Consider the following 19,829-nt stretch of genomic DNA (forward strand, 5'->3'; position numbering starts at 1 on the left):
GGCGAGTCTCGCACGGTGCTTCGCAGTTTGGTGGTGCTGATGAGCGAACTTGGCAGGCGCGTCGAAGATCAGTCCATTCCGGTGGCGATTTTCACCCGTTACAATTGGCGCACGAAGATGTTGAGTGCCGAACTTCTCTGTGGCTAACTGAAGGTCTGACTGCGGAAATTAAACGATCGGGGCTCGACCATAGTAGCGTTGAATCAAATACCGGCGGATACCGTCGACCTTCACGGCACGCTTGAATTGATCGAGGAGCATTTCGCCGCGGTCGCCAAGGCGGTTGCGGAAGGCGAGTTCGCGCTATGGGTGGGTTCGGGGATTTCCCGGGAGAGGGCTCCCGACCTAGCCGTGTTGGCAGCGGACCTGATCGAGCATCTCCGCTCCGAACTCGATCCCACCGATGCTGGCGACCCATACCGCGCGACCCTTGAGCGAATCATGCGTGAACTGCTCGGGATGGACCAAGCAGCTGTGCAAGCACTGCCACTGGACGTCGCATTCAACGCCTGGCCCGATGCGCAGGCGATCGCGGAGGGCCTGCGCAACCGATATTCGGAGATGCTGAACCTTAGGGTGCCGGGAAAGGAAAAAGACTACCTTCTCTGGGCAGCGGTCGACGTCCGTGAAAAATATGGTTCGCTGAACGATCCCGACGTTGAGCACCTTTCCATCGCCCTGCTGGTGCTCGAAGGGGCTGTGACCGAGATCGCGTCCGGAAACTGGGACGGTCTCATCGAGGTAGCCGTTGATCGCCTGAGTGCTACTGGTCGCCAGGGCATCCTGCGCAAGGTCGTCAACCCGGACGATATCCGGGAGCCCGTCGCGGCCGCCACGCTACTGAAGTTTCATGGCTGCGCCGTTGCCTGCATGGCGGACCCCGATGCGTTCAGGCCGTTCCTCGTGGGCGCGGAACGCGACATCATCGACTGGCCGAACGTTGACGATCCGCTTCGGCGCGAGGTCGTGCGGATGGCTACAAACCGCCGGGCACTGGTCGTCGGGTTGTCACTCCAAGACGGCAACCTGAAGGACGTCTTCTCGAGGGCGAAGGCCGTGCATGCCTGGCATTGGCCGGTAGCACCGACGGCCCAGCCGCACGTCTTCTGCGAAGATCAGCTCGGTGGTCCGCAACGCACCGTGCTCGAGGTGATCTACGGCGACGACTTCGATGCGCACGAGCAGGAGATTCTTGCCGCCGCGTTGTTGCGAGCGAGGCCACGGACCGCTTTACCTGCGCTGGCATTCCACGTTGTCGCCGACAAGCTATGCGCGCTCGCCGAGCGGTGCACGGCGGGTCTGCAGCCCCAGGAGCGGGGGGACCTGCTCCTCGGAATCGAGCATCTGCGGGACCTTTCGGCGATGGGGGCACCGGCCGACCGGAAGCAGCTGGGCGTCTTCCTTACCACCGCCATCGCCGCCTGGAGCCGATCAGTGGCACTCTTCCGTAAGGGCGAGGTTCCGCCGGTCGGCTCCCAGACCTACGCGGGCATCAGTCCGCTTCGCAGGACCGCCATGATGGGTGACGGGAACCTAGCGCAGTCGGGCCTCGACGAGGCCGCCACCGCGTTGGCGCTGATCGGTCGTCTCGTAAAATCCGGGCAAGCCTCAGTGTTGACTACCGACGGAGGCGCTGCGGACGGCGCGCTCGTCGTCAAGGCGGCATACGACAATGCCACTGCGAAAAAGGTAACATTCGTAGGCGGCTCCGATGCGGTGCTGCAGCTCGCGGCCGACGGCGCGCTCGACGACAAGGACACCATCATCGTGCACAGCAACGAGGTTTATATGCGCACCGCGTTGCGCTCGCGACGGTCGCCAAGCGGAATCGCTTCGACCGGTGCGCGGCACGTCAGCGTTCGACAGCTGATCGGCGAAAGCGTAGACTTGGGCATGCTTGAGCAACGGTTCCTCGAGGAGGCTGCGCTGTGACAAGCGGCCCTGTGACGCGCGTCTGCGAACGTTTGGAGAAGGCTAACTACGAGCGCGTCGGCGGTCGGTTCAAGGTGGCGTCCGTTACGTTCGACTTCCCGGCGGTCTTCACTGGCAGGAAGGAACGCGGCTCCGACCTCGTCGTCGTCGTTGATACCGACGACAAGGAGGCGATCGGTGAGCGCGGGGTTCGGACGCGCCAGAGGCTGGAGGCGCTGACAATGGCGCTCGACGTCGCCAATTGGCGCGTGGTCGTGACGGCGATTCTCGTCGGCCCCCCGATACCGTCGGAGACCGTGGACGAGATGACGCGGTCGTGCCGGGTGCTCACCGTGTCGAAGGCCACACTGGATGGCGCCGATGGCGCGCCGCCGCTTGACGATCGCCTGCGGGTCCTGCTGCCGCTGGACGCCAGGCTTGGCGAGGACGCTTTGGTGGCTGATCCGCTCGGGCAGCTTGAGCGGCAAATGGAAGGCACCCCGGATGCCCGCCTCGCAGAGCAGCTGCTCGCGGCGTCGCTGCGTGGGGAGGACGAGGTCCGGCGCGTGCTTGCGCGCGCGATCGAGGCGGCGACGGCGCCAGGGCTTGCATCCGCATGACCGGGCCTCGCCTCAAATCGATCGCCATCGACGGGTTCCGTAGCATCAACGCGCCGTTGTCGCTGCGCCTCGATGCGCCGATGGTCCTGATCCACGGGCACAACGGCGCGGGCAAGACGAGCTTGCTGTCGGCACTCGAGCTTGCGCTCACGGGCTCGGTCCCATCGCTCGAGCGTGCCGACAAGAGCTATCGCAAGGAGCTCGCCAACTACACCACCGGCGAAGGTCTGATCAGCCTGCGCGTGGATGGCCTGGGTGACGAGTTCCGAGACACCGACATCCGGCTGGCCCGCGGAACGACGCGGACCCAGGGTGGGCTGAGCGAGCAGGCGGCACGCTTCTACAGTGAGCGGTGCTATCTGGCGCAGACCACGTTGAGCCAGCTCCTTGCGATCTACGGTGGCGACGACGCAAGCATCGACACGCCGCTGTCCCAGTTCGCGGCGGAACTCTTGGGCCTTGATCGGCTCGACGCTCTGCAGCGCGGCTTACAGCCCGCCCGAGACGCCAGAAATCTCAGGCCGCTGGCGCCGACCTATCGGACGCTTGAGGACCGGCGCGAGGCCTTGGCGCGGTCCGTCGCGGAGGCCACTTTAGATCTTAAGCGGCTCGACGCGCGGATCGCGGATGTGCGGGAACGGCTGGATCGAATCCGGGCCGGAATGCTCGAGATCGGCGGTGAAGAGGGGCAGACTGCGGAGTCGACGAGATTGGCCGTCTCGGTGTTTGACGACCAAATCCGGCGCATCGAGGAGCTGACGCGCTCATCCGCCCGGATCCGAGCCGATCGCGCTGGCGCCGGCCGCGAGGAGGTCGTTGCCACGGCACGAAGGAGGGAAGCCGAAGCAGCGGACTGGCTTACGGCCAATTCCGACCGCATCCAGCGCCTTCTGCTTGCAGTGGTCAGTCACGTCCCGGATGTCCCGACCGGCATCACTGCAGATGTCGGCGCCGACATCGCCCGCCTGGCGAACCAGCTCAAGACGCTTTCGAACGCGGCAGCTGCGGCAGTCGCAAAGGCTAAGGATGCGGAGCGCCGGCTGAAGGAGCTGGATGACGAATTGGTTTCGGCGAAGACCACGACGGATGATCTCGACCGCGAGATATCCGAACTCGGGCGCCAGGCTCCCGATCTGGCGGCTGCGCTGTCGACCGTCATTCCGCACATCCATGGCGACGACTGCCCTGTGTGTGGGCGAGATTACGGGGAGGTCTCCGAGACGCCGCTCGCCGAAGCTGTGCGTAAGCGAATCCAGTTGATCACGTCCGCCGCCTCGCGTTTGGCGGAGGCTACGGGTCGGCGGACCTCGCTGACAGCAACGATCGCCGAGATCGGTCGCGAACGTGAGCTGCTCGTTGCACAGCTGCCGAGCGAGAGTCGGCGGTTGGAGGATCAGGCAGCTGCAGCCGCGCTAACCGGATTGGTCGCGGAGGCGTCTGAGCTGCTTTCAATCGCGAGGGAGGGCGGATCCTTGCTTCGTCAGCAGGCGGAGGCTGTCAGACTGGCCGTGGGTTGGTCGCGTTCCGACGTCGAGGACGACCTGCTGTCCAAAGACGTCGCGGCGCTTGAGGATCAGCTGGGAATCGTGTCCGCACGGACGAATTCCTCGACTGACCGGCTGGCCTTTATGACCCGGGAATTGGGGGGACGACGCGCGCGCCTGACGGCCTGGATCGAGCAGGAAACCATAGCGTCGACTGTGCAGCGGGAGCTCACGTCTATGACTGCGGAGCGAGTCGAGCTCGATGCGAAGCTGCGGTCGCAGGTCTCGGCTAAAAAGCGTGCAGATGACGCCTTCCGCGCGACCACGGCGATCCGCCGCAGCGTCGGGAGGATCGCTGACGCGGCCGCCGAAGCTCGCACGAGGGTGGTCGCGGAGGTGTTCAACGACAAGCTGAACACGCTTTGGCGGGATCTCTTCGTGCGTCTGGCGCCTGACGAGGAGTTCGTCCCGGTGTTTGACGTGCCCGTCGGAAAGGGTGGCCGGATCCGGCCTGTCCTCCGCACGATGCACCGTTCCGGGAACGATGGCGGCTCTCCGGGCGTGATGCTCAGCTCCGGCAACCTCAATACCGCCGCGCTGACGCTTTTTCTGGCGCTCCACCTCTCGGTGCAGCCGAAACTGCCTTGGCTGGTCCTGGACGATCCCGTCCAGTCGATGGACGACGTCCACATCGCGCATTTCGCGGCGCTGCTGCGGACCCTGTCGAAGGAGCATGGGCGGCAGATCATCGTCGCGGTCCACGACAGAGCGCTGTTCGACTATCTCGCGCTCGAAATGAGCCCGGCGTTTCCGACCGACGAGTTGATCACGATCGAGCTGGAGCGGACCTCGGGCGGCAAGACGCGCTACAATACGGCCCGCCACGGATATCGCGAACGTCCAAAGATCGTCGCTGTCGCAGCCTGACGTCAGTCGAATCTGAAGCCGAACAATCCGCCTTGCTCGCCATCGTCCGATAGACGCGTGGATTAGCACACGCGCTTGCTTATCGGACGCGGCCGGCAGCGTCAGTCGGTCGAAGATGTCCGAGTTTATTGCAACGAGATACTGGCCGCCGATCCGGTCAGAGCTAGTCGCGCACCACTGCTAATGTCTGCTTCTGCCACTTCGATTGATCACAAGCCGCCAGTCTGCTTGCGGCCCAATTCCAGCTGCCCAGCAGCACGTGAACCAGCGGCCGCTTTCGGGGCGCGCTAAAGGCGCCGCGAAGGTCGCCAACTGGGTCTGCCTGACCGACAGCTGCCGGACGGCTCCCGACCCAGTTCCCGACGTTCAGCTTGACCGAGCGCTTTCCCGGAAGCGGCCATTTGTTCACCTCGCTTCCGGCGCGGACCGTGGTGACCGACATTGGGGACTTTCCTGCCAGTCAGCTTTCAGGATCGGAACGGTTGAAAGCCGCTGGGCCGCGATTGCTGGAGCCGTAATGCATGTTCTGCGCGACGGCGTTGATGATGCCGTCCGCCTTCGCGGTGCGGATCAGCTCGCGATAAAAAGGTTTCGCACCCCAGAAGCGACGTGGGCCGACCTTGTCAGACGGCTTCAAATAGATGCGCAGCATTCCAACCTCGCGGTGCTGGACGTTGAAACGATCAGGCATAACGGGCCTTTCGATAGGAAGCAGGATCAGACGCGCGAGCGTCGGCGGGAAGCACCGTGCGTGCGGGCATCACGCAGGGTCGCATCGGGTGTGAGGTGCGCAGCAGGCACCTTGGGGACTGCGACGCGCTGCGACAGATAAATGCCGTTATGACCCGAGCAAAGGTAGGCGACGAAGCATGCGACCGCGATCGGCACAGCATAGGCCGCCCCGAACAACTCGATCCCCATGAACGTGCAGGCAAGCGGCGTGTTGGCAGCACCCGCGAACAGCGCAACGAAGCCGATCGCCGCGAAGACCCCCGTCGGGACTCCGAACATGGGCGCGAGTGCATTGCCGAGCGCCGCGCCGATGAAGAACAGCGGTGTCACCTCTCCGCCCTTGAAGCCAGTGCTCAGGGTGACGACGGTGAAGAGCAGCTTCAACGCCCCGCTCCATGGATGGGTGTCGGGACCAAAGAAGCTGGCGATGGTCAGGCCGTCCGGCGTCGCCGCCAGCGTGCCCAGACCGAGATAGTCCCGCGTGCCGAACAGCCCGACCAGTGCGATCACGGCCACGCCCCCGATGACGGGTCGTAGTGGGCCATAAGGCACCATGCGCTTCAGCCATCCGCCAAGCGCATGATTGGCCTCCGCAAAAGCTAGTCCGACCAACCCGAATACGACGCCCGCGACGCCAGCCTTGATGACAATTAGAGCGTCGACCGGCACTGTCGCATCGACAAGGTAGGCGCCGTGATGAATGCCCCAGGAAAGACAGGTCCAGTCACCCACCAGTGCCGCGACCAGGCATGGCACTAGCGCACGATACTCGACCCGGCCGATCGCCAGGACCTCCAGCGCGAAGACCGCGCCCGCGATCGGCGTCCCGAAGACCGCGCCGAAGCCCGCCGCGATTCCGGTCATCAGCAGGATGCGTGTCGCTTCCGCATCCAGCTTGAGTGCGCGGCCGAAGCCGCTGGAAAGGCTGCCGCCCAATTGCACGGCGGTGCCTTCACGCCCCGCCGATCCCCCGAACAGGTGCGTCACGACCGTGCCGAAGAAGATGAGCGGGGCCATGCGCAGCGGCACACCGCCCCCTGGTTCATGGATTTGCTCGACGATGAGGTTGTTACCGCCTTCGACCGAGCGCCCTGTCAGATGGTAGAGCAGTCCGACCATGAACCCGCCGATCGGCAGCAGGTAGAGCAGCCAGGGAAAGGCAAAGCGAAGCCGGGTCACGGCATCGAGGCTCCACAGGAAGGCTGCGCAGAGCGTTCCCACCGTTGCGGCCATCGGGATCAGGATCAAAGCCCACCGCAGCACCGACATGGCATGGGTGCGGCGATCGCGAATGAACGCTGCCATGTTGAACTGGTCGTAGAGATTGCGAAATGTCGCGCGCACGATTCCTCCTTGCTGCCTTGCGGCGCCTGGTAGGAATCATCGGCCCTTGCGAGGGCGGTTCGGCCGAATGGCCCGGCGGAAATCCATCGCCTTGCCTGAGCATATGCTGTCCGACGGCGACCTGGTCAACCAACGGCAGGGTCACGATGAGACCATTGTTTTGCTGAGGATCAATAATTGGCTCACCCATGGAATAAACCCCGACGGGCGTCGTCTACGCTTTCGAGACTGATGCGCCGGAGGCTTATGCGTAGACGAAATTGGATGCTGGGTCTGACCGCTTCGGTTCTGCTCACCGGCGCAGTCGCGGCCGCCCCCGCCGATGGATACGCCAGCATGATATCTGCCGCGATGGACCGGATGATGGCGGGCATGATGGTCAAGCCGTCCGGCGACGTCGACCGCGACTTCGTCGCGATGATGCTTCCGCATCACCAGGGCGCCATTGATATGGCGGTGGCAGAGCTGCGCTACGGCCATAACGAGCAGCTCAAGCGCATTGCGCAGGAGATCATCATCGATCAGCAGCAGGAGATCGCCGCCATGAAGTTGGCGATTGGTCAGCCGCTACCCCCTTCGACGCCAGCCCCGACGCAGGGCGGCGACTACCACAGCCATATGGAGCACTGACATGATCCGGACCTTCCTGCGCTCGGCCGCCTTGCTGATGAGCGCCGCACCGGGCATTGCCATGGCCCAGCAGGCGCCGTGGAACGCCAAGGACGTGCCTGTCAGCCACCGCGACCGCGTCTATGCATCCGAACAATTCTCCAACACGGTGTCGGTGACGGACCCGGCCGACAACAGGTTGCTCGGCGTCATCAAGCTCGGCGATCCGCAGCCGATGAATTTTTCCCCGCTCTACAAGGGGCAGGTGCTGGTTCACGGCCTCGGCTTCTCGCCGGACGGGAAAACACTGGCGGTCGTGTCGATCGGATCCAACGCCGTGTCGTGGATCGACACCGCCACCAACACCGTCAAGCACACGACCTATGTCGGGCGCAGCCCGCATGAGGCGTTCTTCACGCCGGACGGCAAGGAGGTGTGGGTTACGGTACGCGGCGAGGATTACATCGCCGTGCTCGACCCCAAGACGTACAAGGAGACCGGTCGCATCAAGACGCCCGGTGGTCCGGGCATGACGATCTTCTCTCCCGATGGCCGATACGGCTATGTCTGTTCCTCGTTCAATCCGGTGCTGGCCGTGTTCGATGTCTCGACCCACGCGCAGGTCGGACAGGTGGCGCAGCCGAGTCCGTTCTGTCCCAACATCGCCGCGACGCCGGACGGCAAGCAGGTGTGGTTCACGCTGAAGGACATCGGCAAGACGGTCGCATTCGATGCCAAGCCGCCTTTCGCGATCCTCAAGGTGCTGGATACCGGACCGATCACCAATCACGTCAACTTCGCCCGCACGGTCAGGGGACAGTTCGCCTATGTCACGGTAGGCGGGGAAAACGCGGTGAAGGTGTTCCGCACGTCCGACTTCGCGCTTGTCGCCACCATCCCGGTCGGCAAGATGCCGCACGGTGTCTGGCCATCGGGCGACGGCCGGCGCATCTATGTCGGGCTGGAGAATGCTGATGAACTTGCCGCGATCGACACCGCCGGCAACAAGGTCGTTGCCACCGTGCCGGTCGGACAGGCACCGCAGGCGATCGCCTATGTCCCCAACGCTGTTCCGACAGGCCCCGGCACCGACAATCTTCAACCGCTCGGCACGGCCGGCAAGGCGTTGCATCTGAATATGGGGCCGGTTGGCGGCAGCCGCGCGGCAAGCAGCATTACCCTCTTCGACCAGGGTATCATTCAGGTGGTGCAGAGTGCCGTTACCGGTTTACAGCCCAAAAAGCCTTACATGCTCGTGCTGACCGCCAATGCGGACGGCAGCGGTGCGGTAGAGCCGCTTGCGAACTTCATGAGCAACCCGGCAGGTGCGGCGATCGTCAATGCGTCGGGACCGATCCGGCAGATCGTTCAAGGCAGCACCGCGGCACCCCGGCGTTTTCTGGCGGTAGCTGAGGTGGTAAATGGTGCGCCGGGCCGCATCGTGCAGGTGCAGCGCGACTGAAATGGACCCGCTTGCCGCCGCGATCGAATCACTGATCCCTGGTCTGCGTCGCTATGCCCGGTCGTGGTTGCGCGATCAGGCGATGGCGGATGACGTGGTGCAGGATTGCCTTGAGCGCGCGGTCGGGCGCTGGCGGCAGCGGCGTGGCACGGAGGTTCGCCCCTGGCTTTATGCGATCCTGCACAACCTGTTGATCGATCAAAGGCGGCAGCATATCCGGCGAGGTACGGCGGTTCCGCTCCACCTCGTAGACGACGCTGCGCTCGGCCGCCCGGCCGATCAGGACACGGGTCTGCACCACCGCGACCTGTTGCGCGCCCTTGATGCGTTGCCCGAGGAGCAGCGGACGGTGCTGCTGCTCATCTCGGTCGAAGGTCTGTCATATGGGGAAGTCGCTGCCGTCGTCGGAGTGCCGCTGGGAACGGTGATGTCGCGAATATCGCGGGGGCGCGACCGTCTGGCGACACTCATCCGAGAGGGTGAACGGCCGCGATTGAGGAGTGTGCGATGACCAGCCCGATCGGAGAAGACGATCTGGCCGCGTGGATCGATGGAAGGCTGTCGCCCGAGCGGCAGCGTCTGGTCGACGCCTACCTTGAAGGCCAGCCGGACATGCATGCCCGTTTGCGGGAGCAGGCGGAGCAGGCGCGAGCCCTTGCATCCCTGTTCGCCCCGATCGCGGATGAACCTATCCCGGCGACGATGCGCGTTGCAGCCATCAGGGGACGGCAACGCCAACCGCGTTGGCAACTCGCCATCGCCGCGTCGCTTCTGTTGACGGTCGGGTTTGGCGGGGGCTGGTCGAGCGCGCGTTGGAGTGGCGAACCCCGCGCGGGTATCGCGGCGCTGGCCAACGAGGCGAGTGACAATTTCCGTGTCTATGCCGCCGACCGGATACGACCAGCGGAGATCGGCCCCGACCAGCGCGCCATGCTGATCCGATGGACCTCCGCTCGATTGGGTGAGCGCGTGACCATCCCGGACCTCAGCACAGCGGGTTACCGCTATGGCGGGGGGCGATTGGTCGCGACGCCCCACGGCCCTGCGGCGCTGCTCCTTTATGATGGACCGCAAGCGTCGAAGCTCGCGGTGCTGACGAGGCCCATGCAAATCGACAAGAGCGCAAGCATGACCAGCACGTCCAGCGGGACCATGGGCCGGGTCACATGGGCGGTCGACGGGATCGGCTATAGTGTGGTGGGGGAGCGCCCCGCTGCCGAGCTGCATCCGATCGCCAACGAGGTCCGGCGCCAGGCCGATGCGGCGCTTGTGTCCTGATAGCGCCTGGCCGGTTCTCAGCGCCGACAGGCACTGGGCGGACCAGCGGGATCACGGCTTGCGCTCGGCATCCTTCCGGTCGGCCTCTGCCGGAGTCAGCCTGGCCCGCTCGCGAATGCGACGTTCGAGCGGAGCGCCGACGAACAGTACGAGCATCGCAAGGCTCAACCCGCCGATGATGAGCGGCCACACCGCCAACCCTGCTGCCGCGCCGATCGTGGCTGTCACCCAGATGCACGCGGCGGTCGCCAGCCCATGCACTTCCTGACCCTGGCCGACCCGCAGCACAGCGCCGGCACCGATGAAGCCGACGCCGGACAGAATGCCCTGCATCGCCCGTCCTGCGGCATCGGCGTTCACATTCGGCAAGCCACTGTGCACGATCGCCTGCACGGCGATGCAGCTCGCCAGGCCGACCAGACCCAGCGTCCGCAAGCCCATGATCTGCCGGTTCTCGCGCGAGCGTTCCCAGCCGAGCACCATCCCGGCCGCGGTCGCAATCACCAGCCGGCCGATCGCATCGATCCAGAAGCCGATGTCCGATGCCGCTAACGCTTCGATCATTCGACCAGCACGTGGACGTGATGCCAGGCGGTGCACAGATAGCCGGCGAAGTTCCACATCGTGTCCGGCCGTTCGGGCTGTCCCTGTCCAGCCCCGTCAAAGGCGCGCACGACAAGGTGCTGGCGACCTTTGGCGAGCGTGGCGTCAAGGGTCCAGCGCCGCCAACCCCAGTGCGTCTCCGGATCATCGGCGAACGTCGCCTGTTGCCAGTCGCGACCACCGGTCACCGACACTTCGACCCGAGAGACGCGGCGATCATAGGCGATGGCATAGCCCTCGATCCGCACCTCCCCGGCCGGCAGGGCTTCGCCAGAGCCGGGCGCGCAGATCGCGGCGTTGAGCGGCATGGCATTGATGGTCAGACCCTGGCTCCAGTCGGCGGTGTCGCTCGTCACATCGGCAGGAAAGAGCTTGTAGTCGTGCGCCTGGATCGGTGCGTCGGATGGCGTGTCACGCACCTCGATCCGTGTCAGCCATTTGGCGCTCCGCACCCCGGCATAGCCCGGCACCACCATGCGGAGCGGTGCGCCGTGTTCGGGCGTCAGCGGCTCGCCGTTCATCGCCCAGGCAATGAGGACGTCGGGTTGCCGCGCCTTGTCCATGGCGATCGAGACCCCGAACGATGCTTCCTCGCCTTCGACGTCCACCTCGTCCGCGCCGGTGAACGCCACAAACAGGTCGGACGCATCCGGCGCACCGACGGCATCCAGTACGTCGGACAGTCGTACGCCGGTCCACTCCGCATTGCCGATCGCGCCCACGTCCCACGGGTCGCCGGACGTTTTTGCGACCTGCTGAAGATCCGTGCGCCGGTTGCCGGCGCACTGGAGAACTGCCGTCACCGTCCGCGTGGCCAACGCGCTCTTCAATTCCTCCACCGAGAAGGAGCGTCTTTCCATGCTCATCCCGCTGACCTCGATCCGGTGATCGGCAGGCAGATCAGGCACCGCACCATGGCTGCGCACGTAGAACAGCGCCTGCGGCGTCAGGAACCGCTCGATCAGCGCGCCGGGCGTCGGCTCGGCGTTGTAGGGCTCGGATTTGCGCTCGATCATATCGGTCATGGACGAACCAACGCCGCAAGCGCGCGGATCGCTTCAAGTCTTCAAGACTATCGCAGACGAAGGATTACCGATCGTTCCGATATCCAGATTGAAATAAACAGATCAAACGGTTGGTCGTATCGATAAGATTGCGCGATATAAGCTGCATGACCCTGGAGCAGCTCAGAATATTCGTCGGTGTCGCCGAGCGCGAACACGTCACCAAGGCAGCGGAGGTGCTGAACGTGACGCAGTCCGCTGCCTCCGGCGCGGTCGCGGCCCTCGAAGCGCGCTACGGGGTTCCTCTGTTTCACCGTGTCGGGCGTGGCATCCAGCTTACCGAAGCAGGCCGCGGCTTTCTGGAGGAAGCGCGCGCGGTGCTGGGGCGGGCAGCGCATGCCGAGACGATGCTGGCGGACTATGCCGGGCTTGCCCGTGGTTCGTTGCGGATCGTCGCAAGCCAGACGATCGCGAGCTACTGGTTGCCGGCAAAGCTCGCCGCCTTCTACGAACGCCACCCGCAGATCGCGGTCGAACTGGCGATCGACAACACCGAAGGTGCAGCAGCGCAGATCCTGAGCGGCGCGGCGGAGCTCGGTTTCGTCGAGGGCGAGGTGGACGAACCGGCGCTCGCCCTCTGGAATGTCGGGCGTGACCCGATGGTGCTGGTCGGCCGTGAAGACGCCGGGCGCGTCGACGAGGACTGGCTTCGCGCTGCACGCTGGATCGTCCGCGAGCAGGGATCAGGCACGCGTTCGACCTTCGAAGACGTGCTGCGAACGCGCGGGTTCGATCCGATGCAACTGACGGTAGCGATGACGCTGCCGTCCAACGAAGCAGTGCGCACCGCGGTCGAGGCAGGTGCCGGCGTCGCCGTATTGTCGCGATTGGTCGTCGCTCGTGCGTTGAAGGCGGGCGATCTGGTCGAGTTGCCGCTGGGGCTGCCCGATCGCGCCTTCCACGCGCTGCGCCACAAGGAACGCTATCGCACCCGTGCGGCGGACGCGCTGACGGACCTTATCAAGGAGCAGGTCGCATGACTGCCAACACACCTCCGGTCCTGAACGGCCTCAAGCCTCTCAGCCGGCTCGACCATCCGCGGGAGATGATCCGCCAGTTCACGCCCAACTGGTTCGCCGCGACGATGGGCACTGGTATCCTCGCCCTCGCGCTGCCGCAGGTGCCCGGCATCGGCCCGTCGCTCAAGCCTATTGGCGAGGTGTTGTGGTTCTTCAACATCGCCCTCTTCGCGCTGTTTACCGGACTCTATGGCGCGCGCTGGGCGATGTTCGGGCACGAGGCGCGGCGCATCTTCGGGCACAACACCGTATCGATGTTCATCGGGACCATCCCTATGGGCCTCGCAACGATCATCAACGGCTGTCTAGCCTTCGGCATCGTGCGGTTCGGGGACGGCATTGTTGGCGTCGCGCAGGTCCTATGGTGGATCGACGTCGCCATGTCGCTCGCCTGCGGCGTGCTGATCCCGTACCTGATGTTCACCCGCCACGAGCACAGCCTGGACGGCATGACCGCGGTATGGCTGCTGCCGGTCGTCGCAGCGGAAGTGGCGGGTGCCAGCGGCGGGCTGCTCGCGCCGCATCTGACCGATCCCCACGCGCAGATCGTGACGCTCGCGACCTCGTATGTGCTGTGGGCCTATTCGGTGCCGGTCGCGTTTGGCATCCTCGCCATTCTGATCCTACGCATGGCGCTTCATAAGCTCCCGCACGAGAGCATGGCGGCATCCTCCTGGCTCGCGCTGGGGCCGATCGGCACCGGGGCGCTGGGTATGCTGGTGCTTGGTGCGGATGCGCCGGCGATCCTCGCGGCGCACGGGCTGGTCGGTGTCGGTACCGTCGCGCAAGGGATCGGCGTCGTCGCCGGGCTCTGCCTGTGGGGTTTCGGCCTGTGGTGGCTGGCGCTCGCGACGCTCATCACCATCCGCTACTGGCGCGCCGGCGTGCCGTTCAACCTGGGCTGGTGGGGCTATACCTTCCCGCTCGGCGTCTACACCGTCGCCACTTTCCGGCTCGGCACGACGCTGAACCTCGGTTTCTTCGGTATCGTCGGCACGGTGCTGACGATCGCGCTCGCGGCGATGTGGCTGCTGGTCGGTGCCAAGACGCTCGCCGGAGCATGGCGCGGCAACCTGTTCGTCTCGCCCTGCATCGCTACCCCGAACTGATCCACCCTGATGATCGGATCAGTCGGTCCGATCACTTGCAGAACGCCCCTTCGATCCGCCAGCGTGGCTGGCCACAGGAGAGCCTTTTCATGGACAATTTTGACGCCGCGCTGGCGAGTGAAACCAGCCGTCGCCGCTTTCTCAGGCGTACGGCGCTCGGCACCGCCGGCCTTGCCGCAGCACCTGCGCTGGCGCAGCAGCTCGTCGACCTGAAGCTGCCTGGCGGCAATGCCGAGCGGCCGATGACCAGCGCCTTTCCTGGCAAGGGCAGCATGATCCTCCAACGCATCCATCCTCCGCTGTTGGAGACGCCGATGGACGTGTTCGACAAGTCGGTGTTCACGCCCAACGACCAGTTCTTCGTCCGCTGGCACTGGGCCGACATCCCGACCTCGATCGACGTCGAGAGCTTTCGCCTCAAGGTCTTCGGCCACGTCAACAGACCGCTGTCGATCAGCCTCGCCCAACTGCTGCGCCTGCCGCGGGTCGAGATGGCCGCCGTCAACCAGTGTTCGGGCAACAGCCGTGGGCTGTTCCAGCCGCGTGTCGCCGGCGCGCAATGGGGCAACGGCGCGATGGGCAATGCCAAATGGCTCGGCGTGCGCCTGCGCGACGTGCTTGATCTCGCCGGGGTCAAAGCAGGCGCGGTACAGGTGCGCTTCGGCGCTCTCGATCAGCCGGTCGTCGCTGGCGCCCCCGACTTCGAGAAGGCGCTTGGGCTCGACCATGCCCGCGACGGCGAGGTGATGATCGCCTTCGGCATGAACGGCGAGCAGCTGCCGCTCCTCAACGGCTTTCCCTGCCGTTTGATCGTGCCGGGCTGGTACTCGACCTATTGGGTCAAGATGCTGAACGGGATCGAGGTGCTGCCCGGCCCTGACGACCAATATTGGATGGCCAAGGCTTACAAGATTCCGGCGACGCCGGGCGCCAACGTGATGCCGGGACAGAAAGACTTCCCGACCGTCCCGATTAACCGCATGATCCCGCGTAGCTGGATGACCAGCCTGCCGGATGGCCAGGCGATCGCCTATGAAGCGTCCATCCCGGTTGGCGGGATCGCGATGGGCGGCGACTGCGGCGTCGCCAAGGTCGATGTCTCATCCGACGGTGGCCGCACTTGGTACAGGACGACGCTCGGAGCGGACGAAGGCAAGTATAGCTTCCGGCGCTGGGATGGTCGCGTGCCGCTTAGGCGTGGTCCCAACCCCATCATGGTGCGCTGCTGGAACGCCAACGGTGTCGCTCAGCCGATGAAGCCGATCTGGAACCCCGGCGGGTTCATGCGCGGCAACATCGAAACCACCACCATCATTGCGGCCTGAGGAGCGAGCAATCCATGAAGACCCCGTCTCCCGGCGTAATGGCCGCTGGCTTGATTGGCCTGACCGGTATCATCCTCGTCTCGATAGGGGCGCCGAGCAGCCGCAAGGCGTCTGCCCCGATCTCCGAGACGTCCGAACCGGCGCCCCCCGTCAGCGTGTCGGCCCGCGGCTTCTCGCTTGCCTCGACCAGCGTCGACCTGCCGGTCGACGACGCGACCTATCCCGATGGTCCGCACGCCGACGTTATCAACGCCAACTGCACCTCGTGCCACTCGGCCAGTATGGCGCTGACCCAGCCTGCGCTATCGGCGGATCAGTGGAAGGCGACCGTCACCAAGATGCGCGAGGTGTACAAGGCGCCGGTGGCCGAGAAGGATGTCGACGCAATCGTCGCCTATCTCACCGCCATGCCGCATCAGAAGGCGGCACCCGCAACCGGCAAGGCGCAGGAGCCCGACCCCAAGGTCGCTCCCGATGTCTCAGGTGGCACCGGCTAACCGAGCCATGATCCCAAAATACCATCTCAATCGGGAAAGTCGTCATAACCGGTCGAGACTGTTGAAAAAGGATCGCGTGGGATCAGCGTGGTGGATGACAGGTGACGCCGGGCACCGGAGGATGCGCCGCGTATCAGGCCGGCGCGGCCTGCCGGGCCAGCAGCTGGAGGTTGTATGCCGCGGCAGCCATGGAGAACTCCTCAGCTGCTCCGGCGAGGCCTCTCAGCTTGAGCGTTCGTAGCCCCAAGTTGCGTTTCAGGTGGCCGAACACGCGCTCGATCCGCTTTCTTCGACGCCACGCGTGCACATAGGCGTCGGTGCCGGCAAGGGCGCGCGCGGCATCGCGGGCATCCTCGCTGACGAGGCGGATGATGCTGCGTTTCCGGCTGACGGTGCATCGGGGCTTCAGTTCGCAGCCAGCACAATCGGCAACATGGCTTCGGTATACGCGAACTTGGTTGGCGCGTTTGGTGCCGCAATAGCCGAGCGGCTTATCGGCCGGGCAGCGATAGGTATCGGCCTCGCGGTCATAGCGAAAAGCATCACGGGTGAAGAAGGCGTCGCGTTGGCGGCTGCGGTCGATGACCGGGATGTACGGGGTGATTTTCCGGTCGATTAGCCAGCCGAGCAACGGGCCGCTGCCATATGCTTTGTCAGCCGCGAGGCTCTCGGGTTCGATGCCCAGCCTGGTGCCGGCGCGTGACACCAGCGTCCGGGTCGCCGCCACCTCGGCTGCGAAGCGGGCGGGCGTCGCCTCCACGTCGAGGATGCAGTCGGTGTCGAGGTCGAGCAGGGGGTTAATGGCGTATGCGTAGCGCGCCGGTCCGTGCTTGCAGGTCAGCGCCGCCTGCGGGTCGGTCGGCGAGATGCTGGTCGGATCGACGGGCGCTGGTTCGTCGGGGTCCGGCGGCAACGCGGCATCGAGCGCCGCCAGATATTCGGCGACGGGTCGCGATATGCTTTCCCCGGCACGAAGCTCGTCTGCGGCGACGGCCCCCTTCAGCTTCTTCTCGCGGCTGGCGTCGGCCATGATCGTGCTGCCGTCCACCGCCAAGTCGCGCCCCGTTACCAGCCCGGCCGCGGCGCACCGCGCGACTACCTGCTCGAATAGCAGACGATGTAAGTCGCAGGCGCGGAAGCGGCCGTGCCGGTTCTTGGAGAAGGTGGAATGGTCGGGCACTCGGTCGCCCAGATCGAGCCGGCAGAACCAGCGATAAGCGAGGTTGAGATGCACTTCCTCGCACAGGCGCCGTTCCGAGCGGATGCCGAACAGGTAGCCGACAAGCAGCATCCTGAGCATCAGCTCCGGATCGATCGAGGGTCGACCGCTCGCGCTGTAGCTCGCTGCCAGCGCCTCACGCATGAAGCCGAGGTCCAGCACGCCGTCGATGCGCCGGAGAAGGTAGTCGGCAGGCACATGATCGTCGAGCCGGAAACCGTAGAACAGCGCGCCTTGCGCCACCTGCCGACCCATCATGTCCATACTCCCGCCGCCTGGCAGGAGTGAATCACGCCTTCCTCGTCGTCGCAAGCACGCGTTTTTCAACAGTCTCGAACGGTTGTGACACCACGTACCGGCGACTTTTGGCCGTTCCAATCCTGAAAGCTGACTGGCAGGAATGTCCCCAATCTCAGTCGTTCAGCCGTCCTGGTTGATTGCTCAAGCGGTCAACTTTCTCCGATGAACGAACGGCAGGTTTCGGGCAGCGAAAAGGCGCACTTGGATGACCGAGATTGGGTCAACAGGTCCCCAGTTGGGAAAGCCGGCCCAAGCAGAAACCTGTTCACTCCTCAAGGGCTGAGCGACAAAGTAGAGCCTCGGCTGCCGTGTTGGCGACGGCAAGCAGTCTTGGCTCGTCCCATCCCTCTCGCGCTGCAGCCGATAGGCCGAGCATTGTCGTAGCAACGTAATCTGCGACACGTCCGGGAGCTTTAATTCCCGCATCGTCCAGAAATTCCGCCACCCTGCTGCGGTTTTCTCCCGCGATTTGTTTGGCTGCGATGCCCCAATCCGTTGTGCCCGCTTTTGCGTGTTCAAGGATCAGGCAACCACGCCGCTGCGGACCAGTGGTATAAGCGTGCGCCGCAGCTCGCAGCATGTCGCCAAGCGCCGCCATCGGCGCTGCACCCGGCATCAGGAAGCGGTCCAGCGGCACCACGGTGGCCGAGTAGAGCCTTAGGCTCTCTTTGAAGAATGCGGCCTTGCTGCCGAACGCTGCATAGAAGCTCGGCGGAGTAATCCCGATCGCCTCGGTCAGCGCCGCCACGCTGACGTTTTCATAGCCATGCTCGTGAAACAGGTGCTGCCCGGCTTCGACCGCAGCTTCAAGCGCGAATCCCCGGGGCCGCCCCCGTGGCCGCTTATTTTCGTTAATGGTCATTACACAACCCGCTTGCCTGTGTCAGTCATATTTATATAGCGCCCATTCATAGAAATGCCCATGCCTCAGGTTCGTCACGGCGCAGAGGTGGTATCAACGATGCACAAGGACAGTTATGCCTCCATCCTCCAACAAACGCCGCGTCGAAGCGAGCGTAGCTCCACGCTCCAAACTCCCGACCGCGGCCCTTGCTGGTCTCGCCGCCAGTGGCTTTCTGTGCATCGTGACCGAAACACTTCCTGCTGGCCTACTCCCGCAGATCGCATCCGGCCTGCAGATCTCCGAGGCGATCGCGGGACAACTCGTTGCCGTCTATGCGCTGGGGTCCTTGCTGGCAGCGATCCCGCTCACGAGCCTGACCCAGGGGCTTCGAAGAAGACCGGTACTACTTACCACCATCATCTGCTTCGTTGTCAGCAACACGCTGACCGCTTGGGCCGGATCGATCACGGTCGTGCTGGTCGCGCGGTTCGTCGCCGGGTGCGCGGCGGGTCTCGCCTGGGGAATCCTTGCGGGTTACGCGCGCAGCATCGTGCGTGCCGATCAGACCGGCCCGGCAATGGCCCTCGCCATGCTCGGCGTGCCGCTGGCGCTGTCACTGGGTGTTCCCATAGGCACCTTCCTGGGCGGTTTGGTTGGGTGGCGCGGATCGTTCCTGATCCTCTCGGCACTGAGTGTCGTGCTGATCGGCTGGATTATCTTCAAGGTGCCCGATGCCCCCGGGCGGACGGGTGACAATCGTCCTTCTCTGCGCCGCGTCGTCGCGACACCGGGTATCATACCGATCCTGCTCGTCATCCTTGCCTGGATGACGGGCCACAACATCCTCTACACCTACATCGCGCCGTTCGCGACCGCTGCGTCCGTGCGGGTCGATCTCGTCCTGCTAGCGTTCGGCATCAGCTCGCTCGTCGGCATCTGGATCGTCGGGCGATTAGTCGATCGGATGCTGCGCATGCTGGTATTGCTCGCGATCGGATCGTTTGCCGCCGTCGCTGTTTTCCTGTCGCTCATCGGCGGGCAGGGCCTTGCCGTCTTTGCAGCAGCCGTTGTCTGGGGTCTTGGCTTCGGTGGTGCCGGGGCGATGATGCAGACGGCGTCGGCGGACGCAGCCGGCGATGGCGTTGATCTGGCGCAGGCGATGGTGACAACGGCTTGGAACCTGGCGATTGCGGCCGGTGGGTCGCTTGGCGGGGTGCTCCTCACGACGGGAGGGACCACGCTGCTGCCGCCCGCTGTCGCCGCGCTGGCCGTGGCCGCCTTCCTCATCGCACTGGCCGCACGCCGCTTCGCCTTCCCACCCGGTCATCGAACACCGTTGACCACAGACCCGACGATAAGCTCAACATCCCATCCTTTTTTGAGAAAGGCCGCAGCGCCTGACGACGTCCGCTAACGCCATCTGCTTTTCCTAAAAGCGGAGCGGCCGCTTCCCTGCAGATCACGACGTTCGTTAGTGGATGT

General features: G+C 64.7%; 19 protein-coding genes and 1 riboswitch. Of the genes, 12 read left to right on the top strand and 7 right to left on the bottom strand.

The genetic code is table 11. The annotated features are described in order from the left end of the window. Positions 1–198 precede the first annotated feature (198 nt). Genes ASE90_RS08240 through ASE90_RS08250 form a run of 3 tightly spaced genes read left to right on the top strand, consistent with a single transcriptional unit; the run spans position 199 to position 4,942 of the window. Positions 199–1,932 carry a hypothetical protein gene (locus tag ASE90_RS08240; RefSeq protein ID WP_055998743.1) on the top strand — a complete coding sequence of 578 codons (1,734 nt, stop codon included), beginning with the start codon at positions 199–201 and terminating at the stop codon, positions 1,930–1,932. A gap of 11 nt (positions 1,933–1,943) precedes the next feature. Continuing rightward, entirely contained in the window at positions 1,944–2,531 is a 588-nt protein-coding gene (locus ASE90_RS08245; protein WP_055998745.1) for a hypothetical protein, read from the top strand. Beyond that, positions 2,528–4,942: an AAA family ATPase gene (locus ASE90_RS08250; RefSeq protein WP_055998747.1), complete on the top strand. Its 2,415-nt coding sequence runs from the start codon at positions 2,528–2,530 to the stop codon at positions 4,940–4,942. The genes ASE90_RS08245 and ASE90_RS08250 overlap by 4 nt, the downstream gene beginning before the upstream one ends. Positions 4,943–5,105: 163 nt before the next feature. Here ASE90_RS08250 and ASE90_RS19655 read toward each other — a convergent pair whose 3' ends face one another. The 3 genes from ASE90_RS19655 to ASE90_RS08260 are packed head-to-tail and all read right to left on the bottom strand — an operon-like array spanning position 5,106 to position 7,018. Next, the gene (locus ASE90_RS19655; protein WP_147453200.1) at positions 5,106–5,384 is read right to left on the bottom strand and encodes a hypothetical protein; all 279 of its coding nucleotides are present in this window, start codon (positions 5,382–5,384) and stop codon (positions 5,106–5,108) included. A gap of 18 nt (positions 5,385–5,402) precedes the next feature. Then, a complete protein-coding gene (locus tag ASE90_RS08255; RefSeq protein ID WP_235512280.1) occupies positions 5,403–5,633 on the bottom strand; it encodes a DUF190 domain-containing protein in 231 nt (76 codons plus the stop codon). Between the two features lie 26 nt (positions 5,634–5,659). Next, entirely contained in the window at positions 5,660–7,018 is a 1,359-nt protein-coding gene (locus ASE90_RS08260) for a voltage-gated chloride channel family protein (RefSeq protein ID WP_055998749.1), read from the bottom strand. 23 nt (positions 7,019–7,041) lie between these two features. Further along, a riboswitch (Fluoride riboswitch) is annotated at positions 7,042–7,118 on the bottom strand. A gap of 164 nt (positions 7,119–7,282) precedes the next feature. Here ASE90_RS08260 and ASE90_RS08265 point away from each other — a divergent pair. Genes ASE90_RS08265 through ASE90_RS08280 form a run of 4 tightly spaced genes read left to right on the top strand, consistent with a single transcriptional unit; the run spans position 7,283 to position 10,367 of the window. After that, complete coding sequence (locus ASE90_RS08265; protein ID WP_200910840.1) at positions 7,283–7,648, top strand: DUF305 domain-containing protein; 366 nt, start codon at positions 7,283–7,285, stop codon at positions 7,646–7,648. Between the two features lies 1 nt (position 7,649). Beyond that, positions 7,650–9,089 carry a YncE family protein gene (locus tag ASE90_RS08270; RefSeq protein WP_055998751.1) on the top strand — a complete coding sequence of 480 codons (1,440 nt, stop codon included), beginning with the start codon at positions 7,650–7,652 and terminating at the stop codon, positions 9,087–9,089. 1 nt (position 9,090) lies between these two features. Beyond that, the gene (locus ASE90_RS08275; protein ID WP_055998753.1) at positions 9,091–9,600 is read left to right on the top strand and encodes an RNA polymerase sigma factor; all 510 of its coding nucleotides are present in this window, start codon (positions 9,091–9,093) and stop codon (positions 9,598–9,600) included. Continuing rightward, positions 9,597–10,367, top strand: a complete 771-nt coding sequence (locus ASE90_RS08280; protein WP_055998755.1) for an anti-sigma factor family protein — start codon at positions 9,597–9,599, stop codon at positions 10,365–10,367. The genes ASE90_RS08275 and ASE90_RS08280 overlap by 4 nt, the downstream gene beginning before the upstream one ends. Positions 10,368–10,418: 51 nt before the next feature. Here ASE90_RS08280 and ASE90_RS08285 read toward each other — a convergent pair whose 3' ends face one another. After that, on the bottom strand, positions 10,419–10,931 hold the full coding sequence (locus ASE90_RS08285; RefSeq protein ID WP_055998757.1) for an MgtC/SapB family protein: 513 nt from the start codon (positions 10,929–10,931) through the stop codon (positions 10,419–10,421). Continuing rightward, a complete protein-coding gene (locus tag ASE90_RS08290) occupies positions 10,928–11,995 on the bottom strand; it encodes a sulfite oxidase (RefSeq protein WP_055998759.1) in 1,068 nt (355 codons plus the stop codon). The genes ASE90_RS08285 and ASE90_RS08290 overlap by 4 nt, the downstream gene beginning before the upstream one ends. Before the next feature lie 146 nt (positions 11,996–12,141). On the opposite strand from ASE90_RS08290, the gene ASE90_RS08295 reads away from it, so the two are divergent. The 4 genes from ASE90_RS08295 (at position 12,142) to ASE90_RS08310 (ending at position 15,984) form a co-directional block, all read left to right on the top strand. Further along, positions 12,142–13,014 (top strand): LysR family transcriptional regulator, encoded by an 873-nt coding sequence (locus ASE90_RS08295; RefSeq protein WP_055998761.1) that lies wholly within the window; start codon positions 12,142–12,144, stop codon positions 13,012–13,014. Continuing rightward, positions 13,011–14,162, top strand: a complete 1,152-nt coding sequence (locus tag ASE90_RS08300; RefSeq protein WP_055998763.1) for a TDT family transporter — start codon at positions 13,011–13,013, stop codon at positions 14,160–14,162. Before ASE90_RS08295 ends, ASE90_RS08300 begins: the two co-directional genes overlap by 4 nt. An 89-nt stretch (positions 14,163–14,251) precedes the next feature. Beyond that, positions 14,252–15,487, top strand: coding sequence for a molybdopterin-dependent oxidoreductase (locus ASE90_RS08305; RefSeq protein WP_055998765.1), 1,236 nt, complete (start codon positions 14,252–14,254; stop codon positions 15,485–15,487). Between the two features lie 14 nt (positions 15,488–15,501). Next, positions 15,502–15,984 carry a c-type cytochrome gene (locus tag ASE90_RS08310; protein WP_055998767.1) on the top strand — a complete coding sequence of 161 codons (483 nt, stop codon included), beginning with the start codon at positions 15,502–15,504 and terminating at the stop codon, positions 15,982–15,984. Between the two features lie 133 nt (positions 15,985–16,117). On the opposite strand, the gene ASE90_RS08315 is transcribed toward ASE90_RS08310, so the two are convergent. Both ASE90_RS08315 and ASE90_RS08320 read right to left on the bottom strand, forming a co-directional pair. Beyond that, positions 16,118–17,461, bottom strand: coding sequence for an IS1182 family transposase (locus ASE90_RS08315; protein ID WP_055999211.1), 1,344 nt, complete (start codon positions 17,459–17,461; stop codon positions 16,118–16,120). 307 nt (positions 17,462–17,768) lie between these two features. Further along, positions 17,769–18,365, bottom strand: a complete 597-nt coding sequence (locus ASE90_RS08320) for a TetR/AcrR family transcriptional regulator (RefSeq protein ID WP_055998769.1) — start codon at positions 18,363–18,365, stop codon at positions 17,769–17,771. A 115-nt stretch (positions 18,366–18,480) separates the two neighbouring features. Between ASE90_RS08320 and ASE90_RS08325 the strand changes: the two genes are divergently transcribed. Then, entirely contained in the window at positions 18,481–19,761 is a 1,281-nt protein-coding gene (locus tag ASE90_RS08325; RefSeq protein ID WP_082449662.1) for an MFS transporter, read from the top strand. Positions 19,762–19,829 lie beyond the last annotated feature (68 nt).

The organism is Sphingomonas sp. Leaf67 (assembly GCF_001421965.1).
Classification (GTDB): Bacteria; Pseudomonadota; Alphaproteobacteria; order Sphingomonadales; family Sphingomonadaceae; genus Sphingomonas.

What these genes read in the sequence shown, in the direction of transcription:
- ASE90_RS08250 (WP_055998747.1), top strand. Translation starts at nt 2,528, where the DNA reads ATGACCGGGCCTCGCCTCAAATCGATCGCCATCGACGGGTTCCGTAGC.
- ASE90_RS19655 (WP_147453200.1), bottom strand. Translation starts at nt 5,384, where the DNA reads ATGTCGGTCACCACGGTCCGCGCCGGAAGCGAGGTGAACAAATGGCCG.
- ASE90_RS08255 (WP_235512280.1), bottom strand. Translation starts at nt 5,633, where the DNA reads ATGCCTGATCGTTTCAACGTCCAGCACCGCGAGGTTGGAATGCTGCGC.
- ASE90_RS08265 (WP_200910840.1), top strand. Translation starts at nt 7,283, where the DNA reads ATGCTGGGTCTGACCGCTTCGGTTCTGCTCACCGGCGCAGTCGCGGCC.
- ASE90_RS08270 (WP_055998751.1), top strand. Translation starts at nt 7,650, where the DNA reads ATGATCCGGACCTTCCTGCGCTCGGCCGCCTTGCTGATGAGCGCCGCA.
- ASE90_RS08275 (WP_055998753.1), top strand. Translation starts at nt 9,091, where the DNA reads ATGGACCCGCTTGCCGCCGCGATCGAATCACTGATCCCTGGTCTGCGT.
- ASE90_RS08280 (WP_055998755.1), top strand. Translation starts at nt 9,597, where the DNA reads ATGACCAGCCCGATCGGAGAAGACGATCTGGCCGCGTGGATCGATGGA.
- ASE90_RS08285 (WP_055998757.1), bottom strand. Translation starts at nt 10,931, where the DNA reads ATGATCGAAGCGTTAGCGGCATCGGACATCGGCTTCTGGATCGATGCG.
- ASE90_RS08290 (WP_055998759.1), bottom strand. Translation starts at nt 11,995, where the DNA reads ATGACCGATATGATCGAGCGCAAATCCGAGCCCTACAACGCCGAGCCG.
- ASE90_RS08295 (WP_055998761.1), top strand. Translation starts at nt 12,142, where the DNA reads ATGACCCTGGAGCAGCTCAGAATATTCGTCGGTGTCGCCGAGCGCGAA.
- ASE90_RS08300 (WP_055998763.1), top strand. Translation starts at nt 13,011, where the DNA reads ATGACTGCCAACACACCTCCGGTCCTGAACGGCCTCAAGCCTCTCAGC.
- ASE90_RS08305 (WP_055998765.1), top strand. Translation starts at nt 14,252, where the DNA reads ATGGACAATTTTGACGCCGCGCTGGCGAGTGAAACCAGCCGTCGCCGC.
- ASE90_RS08310 (WP_055998767.1), top strand. Translation starts at nt 15,502, where the DNA reads ATGAAGACCCCGTCTCCCGGCGTAATGGCCGCTGGCTTGATTGGCCTG.
- ASE90_RS08315 (WP_055999211.1), bottom strand. Translation starts at nt 17,461, where the DNA reads ATGATGGGTCGGCAGGTGGCGCAAGGCGCGCTGTTCTACGGTTTCCGG.
- ASE90_RS08320 (WP_055998769.1), bottom strand. Translation starts at nt 18,365, where the DNA reads ATGACCATTAACGAAAATAAGCGGCCACGGGGGCGGCCCCGGGGATTC.
- ASE90_RS08325 (WP_082449662.1), top strand. Translation starts at nt 18,481, where the DNA reads ATGCCTCCATCCTCCAACAAACGCCGCGTCGAAGCGAGCGTAGCTCCA.